Raw genomic sequence first — 16,361 nt, 5'->3', positions numbered from 1 at the left:
CACTATAAGGATGCGCTGCGCAGACCGCCCATGCCGGTCAGCGTGACCCGGTTGCGTCCCGCGGGCGCGAGGCCGGTAAAGAGGTCGGGCTGGGAAACGGCTACGCTCTGGAATGTGTCGCCCTGGTCCCGGCTGACAATCAGGCGACCATCCTGGGTGACGAACAACAGCCGGCCATCGTCGAGAATGCAGGCACTGGTAATGCTTCCCTGCACGCCCGTGGACAGACGTTGCCAGCTCACGCCGCTGTCACGCGAGCGATAGGCCGAACCGCCAATGCCGTAGGCAACGACATATTCACCCGTGCCGACAAGCCCGAAGAAGCTGCCGTTGTAGCCGGTTGCGATCGGCACGAAGCGGCCGCGTGTCCTGTCGAGCCTGAACAACGTACCCTGCTCGGATGCCAGGTAGATGTAGCCCCCTACATTGCCGATCGCATTGAAGTGAAGCATGTTGTCGTTGTCGACCCGCTCGATCCACGACACCCAGGTCTTCCCGCCATCGTTCGTGCCGAGGATAGTGCCGAACGAACCGATGGCCCATCCCGTCCGCTCGTCCTCGAACCAAAGGTCGAGCATCGGTACTTCAGGGCCGCTCTGATAGTTCAGGGTGACGCCTTTGAGCAGGCGCGCGGCGCGGGCATCGCCGCCGGCCGCCAGCGCGCTCAATTGGGCCTTGAGCAACTGGGCCGTCGTGCGGCCGTCGGTCTGCTTGATCCAGTGTTCACCACCGTCGGTGGTGGCGAGTATGACCCCGTCATGTCCAGCCGCCCACCCTTGCCGTGCCGAAACAAAGCGCACGGAGACCAGATCCGCGCTGGCGGGACTTTTGACCTGACGCCAGGTCAGGCCGTCGTCGTCGGATAGCACGATCAGCCCGCGCACACCCACAGCCACGAATCTCGCCCCCGCCCGCGCAATGGCGCCCAGTTGCGTCGTGGTCGCGAATCGCGTCACCTGCGCAGGCGTATCCAGGGGATCCTGAAAGGCTGCACTGTTCGCGTCGGCAGCGCGAGTTGGCACAGCCGCGCTCGTCAGCGACAGCAGGAGCCCTGCGATCCTGAGCGCACGCGAGGCTCGCGATCCGGCTCTGCCACCCGCGCCATCAAGCCGGGCGAACACTATTGCACCCCTCTGCGGGACAGCGCGTCAGAGGTGAAGTAATTGGCGGGCAGCGGATCGCTCTTGCGGAATCCATCTTCGACGGGCGCCGCGCCCAGTGCCCACGCCTGTTTGACGAAGTCGTAGATCAGCTGGTTGATGTTGATCGGCGCAGGCACTTCGTAGGCTTGCCAGATCGGGAACATCTGTGCACGAACCAGCTTGCCCGCTTGATCGTACCCCTCGTAGCCGACGATGTTCCAGCTGTCTTCGTCGAGATAGAACACCTTCTTGCTGTTGACGTGCCGGACGCCATTCTTCAGCGTGGCTTCTACGACCCACACCCGGTGCAGTTCATATCGTAAAGCATCCGGATTGATGTGATTTCTCGACAGCAACTGCTCGGTCGGCGTGCTCAGATATTTGTAAACGTTGTACGGAATGTACATCTCCTTCTTGCCGGCGAGCTTGAAGTCGAAGCGGTCCATTTTTCCGTCGAAACCCTGGTACTCGTCCCACAGAAACAGCCCGCTGTTCTCCGAGACCACGGTGTCATAGGTGAACTCTGGCGCCAGCCGCACGCGTCGCTGGCCAGGGGTGTAGAACCAGGCGGTCGGGTCACGCTGGTCCATGCGCCGCCATTGAATGCGCATGTCCATGACGCCGGCCTGCGACGGCGGCCCGACGTGGATGTTGGATACCGCCGAGACCTGGTCGGACTTGGATTTGCTGTTATCCCAGTAGCCGAAATAATAATGGGCTACGCCTTGGGTGCTGAGTGTCTTGTTACCCGCGGCATCAACCAGCCACGTCGCGTACTTGCCTGTGTAATACACGGGGAAATACCGCGTGAAGTAGTTGTACATCGCCTCCTGTCCGGTCGCCGGAATCGGGAACGGGAACTGCGCATGCGCCTCTTCTAACCCGGGGCCGTCGCCGACGAGCTTCGGCGACATGACGCGCTTGATGGTGTTGTCGTAGACCCAGTCCGGAAAGCATGCGGTACGGTGGGTGGGATATACGTCGACCCGGTATGTCTTCGGATACCGCTTGAACAGCTCCTTCTGCGCTTCGTCGAGCTTGCTCGCATACTGGGCGACGTTGGATGCAGTGATCGAATGCACCGGTTTCTCGTCGCCGAACGGATCGAAGTAAGGTGTGCCGCCCTGCGCGTTGAGCGGCTTGTACTTCGCCGGCGCCTTGCACAGGCCGCCGGTCCACTCGGGGATGGTGCCGTCCTTGTTGCCCGCACGCTCGGCCCCGAAAGGCGTGAGTTCCTTTCCGAGACGAGCCACGTCAGCCGCCGCAGGCGCAGCCAGCGCATGCGCACCGATGGTCGCCGTGACGCCTGCCACAGCAAGAGTCGCAAGATACTTCATATCGTCTCCTCCAATTCAACGTATAGATGCAGTGCGACGACACGATCGTCGCTGGAACCCCGTGGCAAGCCTCAGCGTCTATTCGACGGTCCGCGGCTCCTGGCATTTCCTTTATGGTGTTGTGCGGCACATTCTGTTCTCCGAACCTTGCGCATGCGTCGTCGAAATCGACGAATTTTCCCGGTTGGCGCTGTGAGCGCCGGCCGCAGTGCCCGCGGCGATTTCAAGGGTTCTTCGGCGACGCCAATCTTGCCGCCAGTGGCGCCCGGATACGCGAGTTGCGTCGGGAAGACCGTGGCGTGCGCCACAGCAGTCATCCTTGGGTAGCCACAGTCCGCTACGGAACTTCTCTGACTAGCGAAGACATGTCTGATACTTCCAGAGCACATGCGCGCTTTGCGTTGGACGGCCCAGGCGAACATGAAGAGGTTTATCCCGCCGCCTGCTGCATCAGCGACGGCAAACGATCAACTGGTAAGGGATCGTCCCTAGACCTCAACGGTTGGCGTAGGTGGGAAGAAAGTTGCCCCGGGGCAGTAGGCATTCCGTGGTGTGGCACCATTTTGCGTCAGAACAACGTGGTCGAGGAGATCGGCCTGGCAGCGGGTGTCCAAGGGCGTCCGGCAATTGGAGTGACCTGGCTGGCAAACAAGCTTGCGCCGTGGGATGAGCGATTGGAGCCCGCACAGGTTGTCTTAGCGGGTTCGTTCACGCGCCCTGTTCCGGCAAAGGCGCCACCCAATTTCCCGAGCGCCAGGCTCGGAAATCAAGCACTAGTAGCCCTTCTGCGCGGGTCGCGACCGAGCGCCATCTGCTTCGATGAGATCGAGCGGCTTTCGCGTCGAGCGACGCAAGCGGTTCGGGCGGCAGGTACAGGTCGCGGCCCGAGATGCCTATCAGAGCTTTCCGCCTGCCCTTTCCGCCCGCCGCCGCCAGCGATGGGCCTGATGGCTGCGGCCGCCTGTTCGATCGCTTCTGGCGACGGGCCCTCCGAACACGCGAAGGCGGCGCGATCGTCCGCCCCCGCGCGCACGCCAACGCCCTGGTTGATGCTTAAGCTGCCCGATTTCACGATGCCTTCCTCGAGGTTCAACGCTTCGCCACGGGTCGCCTGGTAGTAAAGGTGCGCATACGCGAAGCGATGGGTGAAGAAGTCGGCGATCGTGTGCATCAGGCCTACTCATCGACGCCATGCGCGGTGAGCAAGATGTACTTCACCAGCGCGCCAGTTTGCCGATGCCGGGTTCGATGAGATCCATGTAGCGATCGCGGTCGATGGGCGGGTTACTTCGCGGCCACGCGGAGTAACGATAGCAGAACGACCGCAACATGTTTGCAGATCGATGTCACAGTTTCCTGTTCGAACTCGCGCCGCGCGTCATAACGCGCCCACAGGCTTGGCTGTTTGTTGCGACGTTCGCCATCCCGGATCCGCAGGCGTTCAGACAGTTGCGCCAACCACTCATCGCGGGCAGAGCCTGCTTCCTGCGGTCGATCGCCCAGTGACTCCCGAACTTGCTCAAAATCTTCATCAAGCATAGCTTTGACGTGCGCCGCTTCCGCCTCGCTCCAATCCGGATACCGCCGATAGTCGCTCGCCGCATACTCGATCACTAACGGCAGCACGTCCCTTGGCATGCCTCCATCGATCAACGATACAGCCAGCCGCTCAAGTACCGCGCTCTTGGATGCATCCAGGCCAGACCCCGTCAATAGCACTGCCTCGCGTTGCAAGGCTTCCCAGTCTGCCGAGGCAACGCGTTCGCCGACGTGCTCGCGCTGATGCAGCATCTTGATCTGCATACTGAGTTTGCTCGCCACCCCGTTGGCAAAGTATTGCGTGATCTCCCATGGGGATATGTATAAGAGGTCGTACTGCACCTTGGCTGCGACTGTCCCCAGATCGGCACCAACCGGCATGGCGTTGACGATCTCAAGTGTCTGTGCCGGGGCAATCTGCTCGTCAGCATGGGATTGAATCCAATACAGCCTGTCAAGCAGGTCGCCCAATGCCGCCGGTACGCCCACAATCGCTTCAAATTGCTCCTCATCTCCGGAGAGGCGTGCCGACGGTAGGTATTCCTCTTCTTCGGGACCTTCGCGCAGGCGGGCGAGTCCGGCTGCCTTGACAGTCGCGTCGCCGCCGAAACTGTTCCAATTCTTTTCTGGCCGATCCGTTTGCGACATCACACTCCGGGTCTCGTCATATGCACACTCCGGTGTAGGTAATGTCAACCCCAATTCGCCAAACCATTTCTCCACCATGAGTCGCAGCCGCATCGTCGATGGACCGATCAGGCGGTTGTATTCCTTGCCGCCAGAGAAAAACACCAACGTCGGGATGGCGCGCACGCCAAAATGGTTCCAGCCGTCCGGTGCCTCGTCGATATTCAGTTTGAGCACCTTCAGTCGTCCCACATAATGCGCCGCGAGTGTCTCCAGATGAGGTGCCAGAGCCAGACACGGCCCGCACCAGGGCGCCCAGAAATCTACAAGAACGGGGGTATCGCCCAGCACGTCGTGGTCGAACGTGGCCTGCGTCGTCTCGCTAATCGTCATGCTTACCTCACTTCGGTTGGGATGGTGTCAAGTCGATGGAGATATCCAGCGCCGCCAGAGCTTTCAAGGTCAGCGACTTCGCCTGTGTCAGGCGGGCCTATAGCATTGGGGCGCTAGACCCGCCCCTACCCTTGCTGGCCTGTCGACATGCCAGCGCGAGCAGAAGTCTGGTGGTCGCCGCTACCTCGCCGAAAAGCCCTGTCTCGCGCCATGAAAGCCTCCAGCATGTACGGGATTAGCGTTACTGCATCAACCGCCCCGCCATGTGTCTGTGCATGCAGTGCTGCGTACCGATCGAGGTCTGCCTTGAGGCTGGCCGGGCAGGCGAAGGTCAGCTTGGTGCTGTCGGTCTTGGGTAGTGGCCCCAAACGCAGTTTAGGTGTCGTGCTCATTGTGAAGTTCCCCGATTGAAGAATAGTGGCTGGTATGGCCGCAGCACCAGATCGTATGCCGCGTCCAGAACTATGCCGAGTCGGCTGCACAAGGGGCGATGAATGACCGTGTCAGCATGGGAATGTGGTGCCGTGGATATCGGCATAGTTTTGCCTCTAGAGTTGGTTGAGGAACGTCATCAATCGGTCGTCGGGTCGGAACCTCCCCGGCTTGCTGTCAAAGGGGATCGTCTTGGCAAGGATCTTTTCCTTCAACGCCAGATCCGCATCGAGATAGATGTGCGTGGTCTCGATGGATTCATGTCCGAGCCAGAGCGCGATGACGGAGGTATCCACCCCGGCATGCAACAGATCCATGGCCGCCGTGTGACGCAGGCAGTGGAACGTGATGTGCTTCTTCTTGAGGGAGGTGCAGGTCCCACTGGCGATGGCCAGGTGCTTTTGCAGAAGGCATGCCACGGCGTCCGCGCTCAGCTGCCCGCCGCGCATGCTGGGGAAGACGATGCCATCCTGCGCGGCGCCTGTTTCATCGAGCCACGCCTGGAGCGCTGCGGCGACAGGCTTGCACAGCGGGATGACGCGCTGCTTGCGCCCCTTGCCGAGAACTTCGACACGTGCGCCCGTGCCGAACGCCACGTCCTGACGCTTCAGGGCGGTCACTTCGGACAGGCGCAATCCCGTTTGCAGCGTGGTCAGCAACAACGCGTGGTCCCGGCGACCGCTCCAGGTGCTCTTGTCCGGCGCAGCCAGGAGGGCATCGGCCTCGGGACGCGTCAGGAAGTCGATCAACTTGCGATCGAACCGCTTGGCTGGCACGGCGAGGACGCGCTGTATCTGAGCACTGTGCGTCGGCATTTCATAAGCAGCGAAGCGGAAGAACGACCGGATGGCGGTCAGGCGCAGATTGCGCGTCTGGGCGGTCACACCCCGCGCTTTCTCCTGCTCGGCCAGGAAGGCGGCGACCAGCGGCGCGTCGAGCTTCGCGAAGTCCAGCCGCTCGGGAGAGGTGCGCAAGCGCTTTTGCACGAAGCGCAGCAGCAGCCTGAATGTGTCCCGGTAGGAACTGATCGTATGCGCGCTGACGCGCTTTTGCTGCATCAGGCGCTGCGTGAAGAACCTTTGCAAGAGGGCTGGGAAGGTTGGTATCGAGGAGTTCATGCTGGGGCCTCCCAACGATGTTCAAGCCGCGCCATCGCCTCCGTCATGAGCGAGGGGTTCTGATGCAGATACCAGTAGGTGTAGTCCAGATGTACGTGCCCAAGGTATGTGGACAGCGCGGGCAACCGGCGCTCGGGGTCCGCCCCTGCACGGTAGCAGCGGCGCAAGACCTCGACCGCCATGGTGTGCCGCAGATCATGCAGGCGCGGCCCGGTTGTATCCGAGGCACCCCGCATTCCGAGCTTGCGGGTCAGTCGCAGGAACGACCTGTCTAGAACGCCATGGGCAATCCGGCAGCCGAGCGGCGATATGAAGAATGGTTTGACGACCCTGCCCGCCAGGAATTCATCACGGTGCTGGCGATAGGTTTTCAGGACTTCGCAGGTGGTCGCATGCACGGGGACCAGCCGGTCCTTCCCGAACTTCGCGTTGCGTATGGTCAGAACGCCATTGTCGAGGTCAACGTCCTCCAGATCGAGATTCAGCACTTCGCCGACGCGCATCCCCGTGACGCTCAGCAGACCGAAGATCGCGTAGCGCGACCAGCGCGAGATCGGCTTGGCGCCACGCCGGCGTTGCTGACTTGCCGCCAGCACACGCCTGATTTCCTCTTCACTGTAGATATGAGGCTGGAAGGTGCTTCGCTGCCGCGGCAGCAAGTCCGTGGCGGGTATCTCGGTACGGGGATCGGTGAGGATGCGATAGCGGGCGAAGCTGCGCACCGCGCGCAGCCGCCCTGCATGGTAGTTCGCATCGGTCGATGCCGGCTGCTGTGCCCATTTCACCGCCAGCTTCGCGGTAATGTGCACGGCATGGCGTCGCTCCATGAAGGCTGCAAAGTCCAGAAGCAGCCGCTCATCCTTCTTCAGCTTGAAACCAAGGGAGCGACGCAATTCCAGATAGTCGGACACGCCTGCGCGCAAGGTATTCATGCCCATTCTCCGGGCCATGGCAGAGCAACTTCGCGCAAGCCCTCGATATCCACCTTCGCATACCGCCGAGTGGCCTGTGCACTGCGATGTCGCAGCACCTGGCCGATATCGGTGAGCGACGCCCCCTGGCGCAACATATCGACGGCAAGCGCATGGCGAAGCTGATGCGCTCCTCTGGAGCGCGACTCAATGCCGGCGCGCTCCATCGCACGCGCGACGATCTGGCAGATGTCGCTGGAGGACTTCAGGCCGTCGAAGGGGGCGCGCGAACGCAGGAACACTCGGCGGCTACTCGATGGCGGCCGCCCACGCTCAAGGTAGGCCGCGACCGCCTCTCCAACGTCATGGGGCAAGGGCAGAGGCCGCTGCGCACGGCCTTTGTCATGCACTGTCAGACAACCTTCGCTCCAGTCGATGTCGTCCAGTTCGAGCCGGACGACCTCGCCAGCACGGAACCCAAGCCGGGCCAGCAGCAACAAGATGGCGCGATTGCGCAGCCCCGCCGGCTCTCGCCATGTCTTGCTCGCACCCAGGAGAGCCTGAACACCGTCCGCCGGCATCGCTCTCGGAATCGACGCCATCGACCATCCGGCCACCGAAGGCACTGTGGCAGCAAGATCGCCATGGACGTAGCCGCGAGACCTTGCGAAGCGAAAGAACGAGCGCAATGCCGTGCCAATGTGCTTGGCCGACATGAATGTGCGCGCCTTCGGCGCATGCCTGCGCAGGTACTCCGCGACCTGGGCGGGGTTCACAGAGGCGAGTTGCAAATCGTTCTTGCCTGATACGTCCGCCAGGAAGCGCCTGACATATCCCACATAGTTCTCGATGGTGGTCATTGCCAGGCCACGATCTTCAAGCAGGCAGAACCTGTACTCCTGCAATATCTGGGCAATACTCGACGTCTCGATCGAAGCCGTAGACCGGCATTCGATGACGCCTTTTTCCCGAAGCCAATGCGTGACGCCGGACACAGCGATGTGATCGCCTCCCTTAGGACGGCGGCGTCGGGCACGATCCCGCAGGAACGCATCTTCATGCACGCGCGTGATTTCGTTGATTGCTACGCCGCCTCGACCAAGCCACTGGCTGAACTTACTGACGAGGAAGGTCTTGTGCCAATACGAAACCTGCGAATATCCCAGACCGGCAAGATATTCGGCATATGGCTCCAGGTAGGCAGCCAGCGGCCCCTCGGCTTGCAGTCGAGAAGGCCTCCTTCGGCAGGCTCTGCTCATCGCAACCTCCTTGGAGGATTGCTCGGTTTGAGTTGGACTATGCCGACCAAGTTCCGGCGGAACACCTATGAGAGGACGCACATGCGCACCCAACTCGGCATAGTTCTGGACGCGGCATACGATCTGGTATTCCGCTAGCGGAATACCAGATCCCGATTGACGATGACGCGCACCGGCATGCCCGGCCGCTCCGTCAACGTAGGCTGGATGTTGAGGTTGCGTCGGGCCATCTCCTTCCCGACCCGGTTCACGCTGTCCTGCAGGCTGCCCCGCCCGGCGAGAATGACGCGATCGCCGTTCTGACGGTTTTCCGGCGCGGCCAGTTCGGCGCCGACGCCCAGCAGGGTCGTCAGCGCCGCACCGGCAAGAATGCGGTCCCAATGCCAGTCGACACCATCTTCCAGACCGGCATAGCCGGCCGGATCGGTGCCGACCAGGTTGGCCAACGTCAGCGAGGACGTGTCCGGCAGGATGATCCGGTTCCACACCACCTGAACCCGGCGCTGTCCATCGCTCACTTGGCTGTTGTAGCGCCCAAGGATGCGTGAACCCTGCGGGATCAGCAGATAGCGGCCGGTCGCGGTGTCGTACACCGGCTCCGTCACCGTTGCGATCACGTCGCCCGGCAAGTCCGACTTAATCCCTGTCACCAGCGCGCCGGCGATCACCGTCCCCGCCATCACCTGATACGGCGAGATCGGCATTTGCAGGTTTCCGGAATTATGGGTTTCCGTGGAGCCGGATTTCAGGAATGCCTCCTTCTGGTCTTGCCGGTTCTGTGCGGTGGTCGGGTCGGCAGGCTGGGCGGCCGTGGAAGCCGGCCCAGCGGCCAGTGGGTCGAAGCCCGCCATGCCGGACGCCGAGCTTGCCGCCGCATCCTGCGCCGCCGGGTCTTGGCCGGGGGCCGAGTAGCTGGCCTCCGCCGGCTGTTGCGACTTGACGATGGCCGGTCCCAGGTCGCCCGGTAGCGGTGGCCCCAGTTCCGGTACGTGCGGTGGCAAGGCCGGCCGAAGCTTGGAATAGTCGGCGGGGAGCTGTTCGAGGCCGTCCGAGCGTGAGACACGATCGGTGTTGTAAAGCTCGGCCGGCTCGCTGTTGCTGCGCCGCTGCTTCGGTTGCAGCGACCACATGGTTGCGGCCATGACGGCGACCGCCAGCCCGCCGGCGAGGATGGCAAGCGTTCGTCGGTTGAGGCGCGTGACCGGACGCGGCGGCGCCCGCAACGCCACGCTCTCCGGCGCGACCTTCGGGGGGACGTCGGGAACGGGCAACTCCAGGGTGTCGTCCTGACTCATGGTCAGTTCCTCCGCACGACACCGTCAGTACGCTCGATGCGCACCACGTCGCCCTTGTCACCACCCAGGCGCAGTTCGGCCGCGCCAAACAGCCGATCCACGATGTAGTACGGTGGACGGAAACGGTAGTTGACCAGTTGCCCGTCGCCCTGCGCGCCGATCACGAACAACGGCGGCAGCTCACCTTGGGCGATGCTCGGCGGGAACTGGATATAGACCTTTTCGCCATCATCGAAGGCGCGTAGCGGCTGCCACGGCGGATTGCTGCCGCTGATCGCGTAGCGGAAGCGGATCTTCTCCAGCGAGAGGCCGGTATCGATCGGCGCGCTCGCCTGGGCGGCCTGGGCCTGGCGCTGCAAGGCCAGCATCCGGTCCTTGGGGTAGTCCCAGGACACCGACGCCATCCATGCCTTCTCGGTCGAAGTCAGTTCGATCAGATAGGTGCGCCGGCTGGTGGTGATGACTAGATTGGTCTTTAACCCGGAGCGAATGGGTTTAACGAGTACGTTGACGCGCAGCGTATCGCCGACACCGCTAGACGTATCGCCAACAATCCAGCGTACGGTATCGCCGGCGGCGACCGTCACCAGCTCCTCGCCGGCCTGGAGCGAAATAACGGTAACGCGTCCTGGTGCCGCATAGACCTGGTACAGCGCGCCATCGATGAACGGCCAGACCTGGATCGCATTGACGTAACCCTCGCGCGTCGGGGCGACGCGCGCCTCGGCGTTGGCGCGTGACACGCGCACGGCTTCGTCGGCCGGCTCCGGCGCGGGCACTGCTTCGTCTACCGCCGGCAACGGCTTCATCTGTCCCGGCATCGGCAGCACCTTTGGTATCGCCACCACTTCCACCGGCTTGGGCGGCTCGGGCAGCGGCTGGGCCCGCACCGGTTCGTCGAGCGAGATTGTCGGCGGCGGCTTGCCGTGTGTGGCGCAGCCCGACAGGGCTACGAGCGGCAGCACGAAAGCGTAAACACGGAAAGACAGATTCATGGCTTGGCTCCTTCGGACGCATCCAGCTCGCGACTCCACGACAGCCCGTTGACATAGATGCCGAGCGGGTTCTTGCGCAGTCGCTGTTCGGTACGCGGCGTTTGCAGGACGGTAGAAATCACGGCATTCCAGCGTTCGGTGCCAGTTGGTGCGCCATTGACGAAACGCTGCTCCGTCCAGCGCACATGGAAAGACGTGTCGCTGGCACGCACGACGCTGGTGATCTGTACCGTCACCGACTCCTTGCCGACGCGGGCGAACGGATCGTTGGTGCGGGCGTACTCGTTGAGCACCGTCGCGCCGCGGTCGGTGGTGTAGTCGTAGGCATCGAGCCAGTTCTGCCGCACGACCACGGGATCGATGGACAGCGAGCGCACCAGCGCAACGAAGTGCGCCAGGTGGTAGGCGATCTGCGCATCCTTCGGCTGGTAAGGCGTGGCAGATTCGCCGACCGCGCGCACCTGGCCGGTCTTGTCCACCTCCACCACGTAGGGCGTCACGATGGACTGCGCCGAGCGCCAGACCAGGGCGCCAGCCATCATCAAGGCGAGCACCAGGCAGCCAAAGGCCATCAGCCGCCAGTTCTTTGCCTGCACGCGGGCCGAGCCGATGCGCTCGTCCCAGATCTGGGCCGCAGCCTGATACGGGGTGGCAGGCTGTGGCGTGTGGGCGTAGCGCACCTGCGGTCGTTTGAATCGCATGGCTCGTTCTCCTTATGAATCGGAATCGCCCAAGCTTGGGCCGCTGCCCGAACCACCACCGTCGCCTGCGCGCAGCGTGTGGGCGGCGGTCGTGGCGGCGTGGGCGAGCTGTTGTCGGCGATGCAGGCGTTTGGCCCAGGCGGGTTGCGCCTGGTTGGCGGCGCTGGCCGTGGCTTCGCCTGCAGTAGCCGAGACTTGTGCGGCAGGAGCGGCCGCAGGGCTACCAGCAGACACCGGCCTTGCGGACTCTGAACCCAAGGCGGCAGCCGCACGCTCCCTGAGCGCTCGGGCCCCGGCAGCCGCCTTCTGGCCAATCTCCTGCGCCCCGCTCCTGGCGACGTTGCCCAGGCCGGACAAGGCGCCCTTCGCGCCACCGCCAGCGGCGACGGAGCCAGCCTGGAACGCCGACCGTGCGCTGCTGGCCGTCGAGGCGGCAGCTCGGGCGCCGCTGGCGGCCATCTTTGCGGCGCCCGGGGCCATGCGCGCCCCGGCCGCGACCGCGCTGCCCACCCCGGTGGCCGCGGCACCGACTGCGACGGCGGTTCCGGCCGCGCCTAGCGCCGTGCCGGCCATCGCACCCGCGCCCAATTGCGGCGCCCCGGACACCAGGCCGGTAGCGATGCCCGGCCCAAAGATGCCCAGCGCCAGCAAGGCAAGCGAGGCGAGGACGATGACCAGCGCGTGGTCGATGGAAGGCCCGTCGGGTGCGACCCGGAACTCCGCGAACAGGCCTGTCCCGATACCGATGATGACGGCCAGCACCAGCACCTTGACGCCCGAAGACACTACGTTGCCGAGCACCTTTTCGGCGAGGAACGCGGTCTTGTTCCACAGTGCGAACGGCACCAGCACGAAACCGGCAAGCGTGGTCAGCTTGAACTCGATCAGCGTGATGAATAGCTGTACCGCGAGCACGAAGAAGCTGACAATGACCACCAGCCACGCCAGGAACATCACAACGATGGGTGTGATGTTGACGAACACTTCCGGGAAGCCGGCCAGCTTGCTGATCTGCTCGAGAATGGGCGCTCCGGCGTCAATGCCGGTCTTGGCGAGCCGTCCCGGCCGCAGGAAGGTCTCCATGCTGAGCGAGCCGGTCGCAGTCAGGCCTAGCCCCGCGAACGAGCGGAACACAATGCTTGCCAGCCAGTTGAAGTTGCCAATGATGTAGGCGAAGGTGCCAACGTAGAGCACCTTGCGGATGAGCTTGGCCATCACGTCCTCGCCCTGGCCGGTGGCGTGGCCCAGTGCCCAGTACAGGCCGGCGATCGTCATGTCGATTGCCACCAGCGTGGCGGTCAGGAACGCAACTTCACCCCGCAACAGGCCAAAGCCCGAGTCGATGTACGTGGAGAACGTGTTGAGGAAGCGGTCGATGATGGCGACGTCGTTCATGGCCGCTCCGAGTGCACCTGTCAGTGGTTGTAGAAGTTCACGGGCTGCGGCGTGTACGCTGTGCCGGTACCGAGGAAGCGCCGCGTCACCTCGCGGCCGCGTTCGACAGAGGCGGCCTGCCGCGCCAACTCCAGCGCCAGCGCACGGCCTTGCGTGAGATCGAGCTGCTGCGACTGCATGGACTGCTTCGCCTGCATAGCCAGAAGCTGGTTCGTCGCCTGGATCGCCTGCAACGCGCCGGTCGCCGATTGGCTTTGGGCAACCAGGTCGGCCAGAACGCCTTCGTCGTGCGAGAGGTTTTGCGATACCTGGGCTTGCACCCGCATGGCCGTCTGCAAGCCATTGAGCGTGTTCTGCCAACGCTGGCGTCCGTCCTGGTACATCTGGTTACCGCTCACCGTCGCGGCGTACTGCTCGGGGTACAGGCGTGCAAACTGCTGATCCAGGCTCTGGATGTCGTAGGCCAGCCCCTGAGCTTGGGCGATCAATCGCTGTGTGTCGGTAAGCGTCGAGCGCAGCCGGTTCACCACGTTGAACGGCAGGCTCGCCAGATTGCGCCTCTGGTTGGCAAGCATTTGCGCCTCGTTCTGGAGCTGCTTGATCTGGTTGTTGATCAGTTCCAGGGTGCGCACAGCAGTCAGCGTGTTTTGCACGTAGTTCGACGGGTCGAACACGGTGATGGCCAACGCCGGCCGGGCGAGCATGAGCGAGCCGGCCAGCACGGTGGCGAGCATCGCAAGAAGCACACGGGTTCTCATGGTTGGGTTCTCCTATGTGTGAGCAGCCAGGAAGGAGGCGGCGGACGGCGCTGCCGGCAGCAGGTTGGCCGCCCAGTCGAGGCCGCGATAACGCAGCCAGGCGCCGGCAAAGCCCGGTACCCCGGCGTCGCGCAGCACGCCATCGATGGCACGCTGGTCCTCGGGGGTTGAGGCCCCCGCGAACGCGAGCGCGACCGGTCCCAGGTCAAGGTCGAACAGGCGATTGCCGGCACGGGACTGGTAGTAGTAGTCGCGCTTGGGCTGCGCGGTGGCGACGATCTCGATCTGTCGGCTGTTGAGACCGAAGCCCTCGTAGATTGTGCGAATCTGCGGCTCGGTGGCCTGCGGGTTCGGCAGGAAGATCCGGCTCGCGCAACTCTCGATGATCGCGGGCGCGATGGTCGAATCCTTGATGTCGGCCAGCGACTGCGTGGCGAAGATGACGCTGACGTTCTTCTTGCGCAGCGTCTTGAGCCACTGGCGGATGCGCGCGGCGAACACCGGGTCGTCGAGGAACAGCCACGACTCATCAAGAATCAGCAGCGTCGGCGCACCGTCGAAACGCCCCTCCAGGCGCGCGAACAGATAGCCCAGCACGGCCAGCACCGCAGCGCGGCTGGGCATCAATTCCTCCATCTCGAAGCACTGGATGTCGGCGCTGCCCAGCCGGTCCTGATCGGCATCGAGCAGCTTACCGTGAGCACCACCGAGCACATAGGGTGCCAGTGCCTGGCGCAGCGCGTTGGATTGCAGCAGGACCGACAGGCCCGTGAGCGTGCGTTGTTCGACCGGTGCGCCGGCGAGACTGTTGAGTGCCGACCAGATGGCCGCCTTCTCGTCGGGGCCCACGGCGATACCTTCCTGCAGCAGCCGGCCTTCGATCCATTCGGCTGCCCAGGTGCGATAGCCCTCTCGGTCGATGCGCGCGAGCGGCTGGAACGCGATCGCGCCGTCGACGCTCAAGTCATAGTGCTCGCCGCTCAGCCCCAGTACCGTCGCCCGCATGGATCGCCCCATGTCGAACGCGAAGATGCGCGAACCGGAATAGCGGCGGAACTGCATCGCCAACGTGGCGAGCAGGACCGACTTGCCCATGCCGGTGGGGCCAACGACGAGCGTATGCCCCACATCGCCGAGGTGCGTCACCAGCCGGAACGGCGTCGCGCCATCCGTGCGCGTGACGATGAGCGGCGGACCATCGAGGTGGATATTCTTCTCCGGCCCGGCCCAGACCGCCGACAACGGCATCAGGTGAGCCAGGTTCAGAGTCGAGACGATCGGCTGGCGCACGTTCGCGTAGGCATTGCCCGGCACCGATGACAACCACGCCTCCACGGCGTTCAGCGTCTCCGGAATGGTGACAAAGCCGCGGCCTTGGATAGCGCGCTCCACCCTGCGCAGCTTCTCGTCAGCCACGCCGGCGTCAGCATCGAGCACCGTTACCGTCGCGGTGACGTAGCCGAAGGCGACTTGATCGCTGCCCAGCTCCTGCAGGGCAGCATCCGCGTCGGCGGACTTATTGCTGGCGTCGGTATCGACCAGCGGGCTTTCTTGCTGGAAGATGGTTTCACGAAGCAGCGCCAGGACATTCTTGCGCTTGGCGAACCACTGCCGGCGCAGGCGGCGCAGCTCCTTCTCGGCCTCGGCCTTGTCCAGGCACAGGAAGCGCGTGCTCCAGCGGTACGCGAAGCCCAACCGGTTGAGATCGTCCAAAATCCCTGGCCAAGTCGAGGTCGGAAATCCGCGTACTGACGCCACACGCAGATGCTGATCGCCCAGCATGGGCGTCAGGCCACCGACGAGCGGTGCGTCGGCCAGCAGCGCATCGAGATGGAAAGGTACCTCGGGGACGCCAATGCGGTAACGCCGGGGCGAGACGGTAGCGTGCAGGTAGGTCAGCGTTTCGCCATCGTCGAGCCAGGCGATTTCCGGCATCACCCCGTCGACCAGGTCGAAGATGCGGTCGGTCTCGGCGACGAACGCGCCCAGCCGCTCGCGCCAGTCCACGCCGGTGGATGGCCTGTTCTCGTAGAGCAACTTGGCCGCACGCGCGCGGGATTCCTCCGGCGGCAAGTATTGCAGCGTGAGGTGATATCCGCTCTCGAAATGGCTGCCCGACTCCTCGAACGCGGCCCGGCGTTCCTCATCGACCAGCCAGGAGAGTGGTTCGGGGAAATCCGAGTGCGGATAGTCCGCCGCCGGGCGGCGCTCGGCCTCGATGCACAGCACCCAGCCCGAACCCAGCCGGCGCAGCGCGTTGTTGAGCCGCGCCGTCGTGGCGATCAATTCGGCCTGCGTCGCGCTGTCCAGGTCTGGCCCGCGAAAGCGCGCCGTTCGCTGGAACGAGCCATCCTTGTTCAGCACCACGCCGGGCTCGACCAGACCGGCCCATGGCAGCCAGTCGGCCAGCAGGGCCGGGCGTTGGCGGTATTCGGCAAGGTTCAGCATCGCGGCGCCCT

The 16,361-nt window shown here is 63.7% G+C and carries 13 protein-coding genes and 2 pseudogenes; 1 reads left to right on the top strand and 14 read right to left on the bottom strand.

Going from position 1 to position 16,361, the window contains the following annotated elements:
• Nucleotides 1–2: 2 nt before the first annotated feature.
• Nucleotides 3–1,022 carry a YCF48-related protein gene (locus ACW4E8_RS17075; RefSeq protein WP_456805578.1) on the bottom strand — a complete coding sequence of 340 codons (1,020 nt, stop codon included), beginning with the start codon at nucleotides 1,020–1,022 and terminating at the stop codon, nucleotides 3–5.
• A gap of 98 nt (nucleotides 1,023–1,120) precedes the next feature.
• Nucleotides 1,121–2,479, bottom strand: a complete 1,359-nt coding sequence (locus ACW4E8_RS17070) for a DUF1329 domain-containing protein (protein ID WP_456805577.1) — start codon at nucleotides 2,477–2,479, stop codon at nucleotides 1,121–1,123.
• Between the two features lie 542 nt (nucleotides 2,480–3,021).
• On the opposite strand from ACW4E8_RS17070, the pseudogene ACW4E8_RS17065 reads away from it, so the two are divergent.
• Nucleotides 3,022–3,210 (top strand): annotated as a pseudogene (locus ACW4E8_RS17065) (2-oxo-hept-4-ene-1,7-dioate hydratase); the annotation flags it as partial.
• A 56-nt stretch (nucleotides 3,211–3,266) separates the two neighbouring features.
• On the opposite strand, the pseudogene ACW4E8_RS17060 reads toward ACW4E8_RS17065, so the two are convergent.
• From ACW4E8_RS17060 to trbE, 12 genes and pseudogenes are all read right to left on the bottom strand, one after another.
• Nucleotides 3,267–3,738: pseudogene (locus ACW4E8_RS17060) on the bottom strand (PmbA/TldA family metallopeptidase); the annotation flags it as partial.
• Nucleotides 3,739–3,763: 25 nt separating this feature from the next.
• Nucleotides 3,764–5,038: a thioredoxin family protein gene (locus ACW4E8_RS17055; RefSeq protein ID WP_456805576.1), complete on the bottom strand. Its 1,275-nt coding sequence runs from the start codon at nucleotides 5,036–5,038 to the stop codon at nucleotides 3,764–3,766.
• A 125-nt stretch (nucleotides 5,039–5,163) separates the two neighbouring features.
• Nucleotides 5,164–5,430, bottom strand: a complete 267-nt coding sequence (locus ACW4E8_RS17050) for a DUF2274 domain-containing protein (RefSeq protein WP_456805575.1) — start codon at nucleotides 5,428–5,430, stop codon at nucleotides 5,164–5,166.
• A 156-nt stretch (nucleotides 5,431–5,586) separates the two neighbouring features.
• Nucleotides 5,587–6,588 (bottom strand): tyrosine-type recombinase/integrase, encoded by a 1,002-nt coding sequence (locus ACW4E8_RS17045; protein WP_456805574.1) that lies wholly within the window; start codon nucleotides 6,586–6,588, stop codon nucleotides 5,587–5,589.
• The gene (locus ACW4E8_RS17040; protein WP_456805573.1) at nucleotides 6,585–7,520 is read right to left on the bottom strand and encodes a tyrosine-type recombinase/integrase; all 936 of its coding nucleotides are present in this window, start codon (nucleotides 7,518–7,520) and stop codon (nucleotides 6,585–6,587) included. The genes ACW4E8_RS17045 and ACW4E8_RS17040 overlap by 4 nt, the downstream gene beginning before the upstream one ends.
• On the bottom strand, nucleotides 7,517–8,758 hold the full coding sequence (locus tag ACW4E8_RS17035) for a tyrosine-type recombinase/integrase (protein ID WP_456805572.1): 1,242 nt from the start codon (nucleotides 8,756–8,758) through the stop codon (nucleotides 7,517–7,519). Before ACW4E8_RS17035 ends, ACW4E8_RS17040 begins: the two co-directional genes overlap by 4 nt.
• Before the next feature lie 134 nt (nucleotides 8,759–8,892).
• A complete protein-coding gene (locus ACW4E8_RS17030) occupies nucleotides 8,893–10,053 on the bottom strand; it encodes a TrbI/VirB10 family protein (RefSeq protein WP_456805571.1) in 1,161 nt (386 codons plus the stop codon).
• 2 nt (nucleotides 10,054–10,055) lie between these two features.
• Nucleotides 10,056–11,048 (bottom strand): P-type conjugative transfer protein TrbG, encoded by a 993-nt coding sequence (gene trbG, locus ACW4E8_RS17025; RefSeq protein ID WP_456805570.1) that lies wholly within the window; start codon nucleotides 11,046–11,048, stop codon nucleotides 10,056–10,058.
• Entirely contained in the window at nucleotides 11,045–11,749 is a 705-nt protein-coding gene (gene trbF, locus ACW4E8_RS17020; RefSeq protein WP_456805569.1) for a conjugal transfer protein TrbF, read from the bottom strand. Before trbF ends, trbG begins: the two co-directional genes overlap by 4 nt.
• Before the next feature lie 12 nt (nucleotides 11,750–11,761).
• Nucleotides 11,762–13,144: a P-type conjugative transfer protein TrbL gene (gene trbL, locus ACW4E8_RS17015; protein ID WP_456805568.1), complete on the bottom strand. Its 1,383-nt coding sequence runs from the start codon at nucleotides 13,142–13,144 to the stop codon at nucleotides 11,762–11,764.
• 20 nt (nucleotides 13,145–13,164) lie between these two features.
• Entirely contained in the window at nucleotides 13,165–13,902 is a 738-nt protein-coding gene (gene trbJ / locus ACW4E8_RS17010; RefSeq protein ID WP_456805567.1) for a P-type conjugative transfer protein TrbJ, read from the bottom strand.
• Between the two features lie 12 nt (nucleotides 13,903–13,914).
• Nucleotides 13,915–16,350 (bottom strand): conjugal transfer protein TrbE, encoded by a 2,436-nt coding sequence (gene trbE / locus ACW4E8_RS17005; protein ID WP_456805566.1) that lies wholly within the window; start codon nucleotides 16,348–16,350, stop codon nucleotides 13,915–13,917.
• Nucleotides 16,351–16,361: the final 11 nt, after the last annotated feature.

The sequence above is a fragment of the Cupriavidus sp. CP313 genome, assembly GCF_054072015.1.
This window is presented reverse-complemented; position numbering and strand designations above follow the sequence as displayed.

Coding starts and splice junctions, on each gene's coding strand:
- ACW4E8_RS17070 (WP_456805577.1), bottom strand. CDS start 2,479: ATGAAGTATCTTGCGACTCTTGCTGTGGCAGGCGTCACGGCGACCATC.
- ACW4E8_RS17055 (WP_456805576.1), bottom strand. CDS start 5,038: ATGACGATTAGCGAGACGACGCAGGCCACGTTCGACCACGACGTGCTG.
- ACW4E8_RS17050 (WP_456805575.1), bottom strand. CDS start 5,430: ATGAGCACGACACCTAAACTGCGTTTGGGGCCACTACCCAAGACCGAC.
- ACW4E8_RS17045 (WP_456805574.1), bottom strand. CDS start 6,588: ATGAACTCCTCGATACCAACCTTCCCAGCCCTCTTGCAAAGGTTCTTC.
- ACW4E8_RS17040 (WP_456805573.1), bottom strand. CDS start 7,520: ATGAATACCTTGCGCGCAGGCGTGTCCGACTATCTGGAATTGCGTCGC.
- ACW4E8_RS17035 (WP_456805572.1), bottom strand. CDS start 8,758: ATGAGCAGAGCCTGCCGAAGGAGGCCTTCTCGACTGCAAGCCGAGGGG.
- ACW4E8_RS17030 (WP_456805571.1), bottom strand. CDS start 10,053: ATGAGTCAGGACGACACCCTGGAGTTGCCCGTTCCCGACGTCCCCCCG.
- trbG (WP_456805570.1), bottom strand. CDS start 11,048: ATGAATCTGTCTTTCCGTGTTTACGCTTTCGTGCTGCCGCTCGTAGCC.
- trbF (WP_456805569.1), bottom strand. CDS start 11,749: ATGCGATTCAAACGACCGCAGGTGCGCTACGCCCACACGCCACAGCCT.
- trbL (WP_456805568.1), bottom strand. CDS start 13,144: ATGAACGACGTCGCCATCATCGACCGCTTCCTCAACACGTTCTCCACG.
- trbJ (WP_456805567.1), bottom strand. CDS start 13,902: ATGAGAACCCGTGTGCTTCTTGCGATGCTCGCCACCGTGCTGGCCGGC.
- trbE (WP_456805566.1), bottom strand. CDS start 16,350: ATGCTGAACCTTGCCGAATACCGCCAACGCCCGGCCCTGCTGGCCGAC.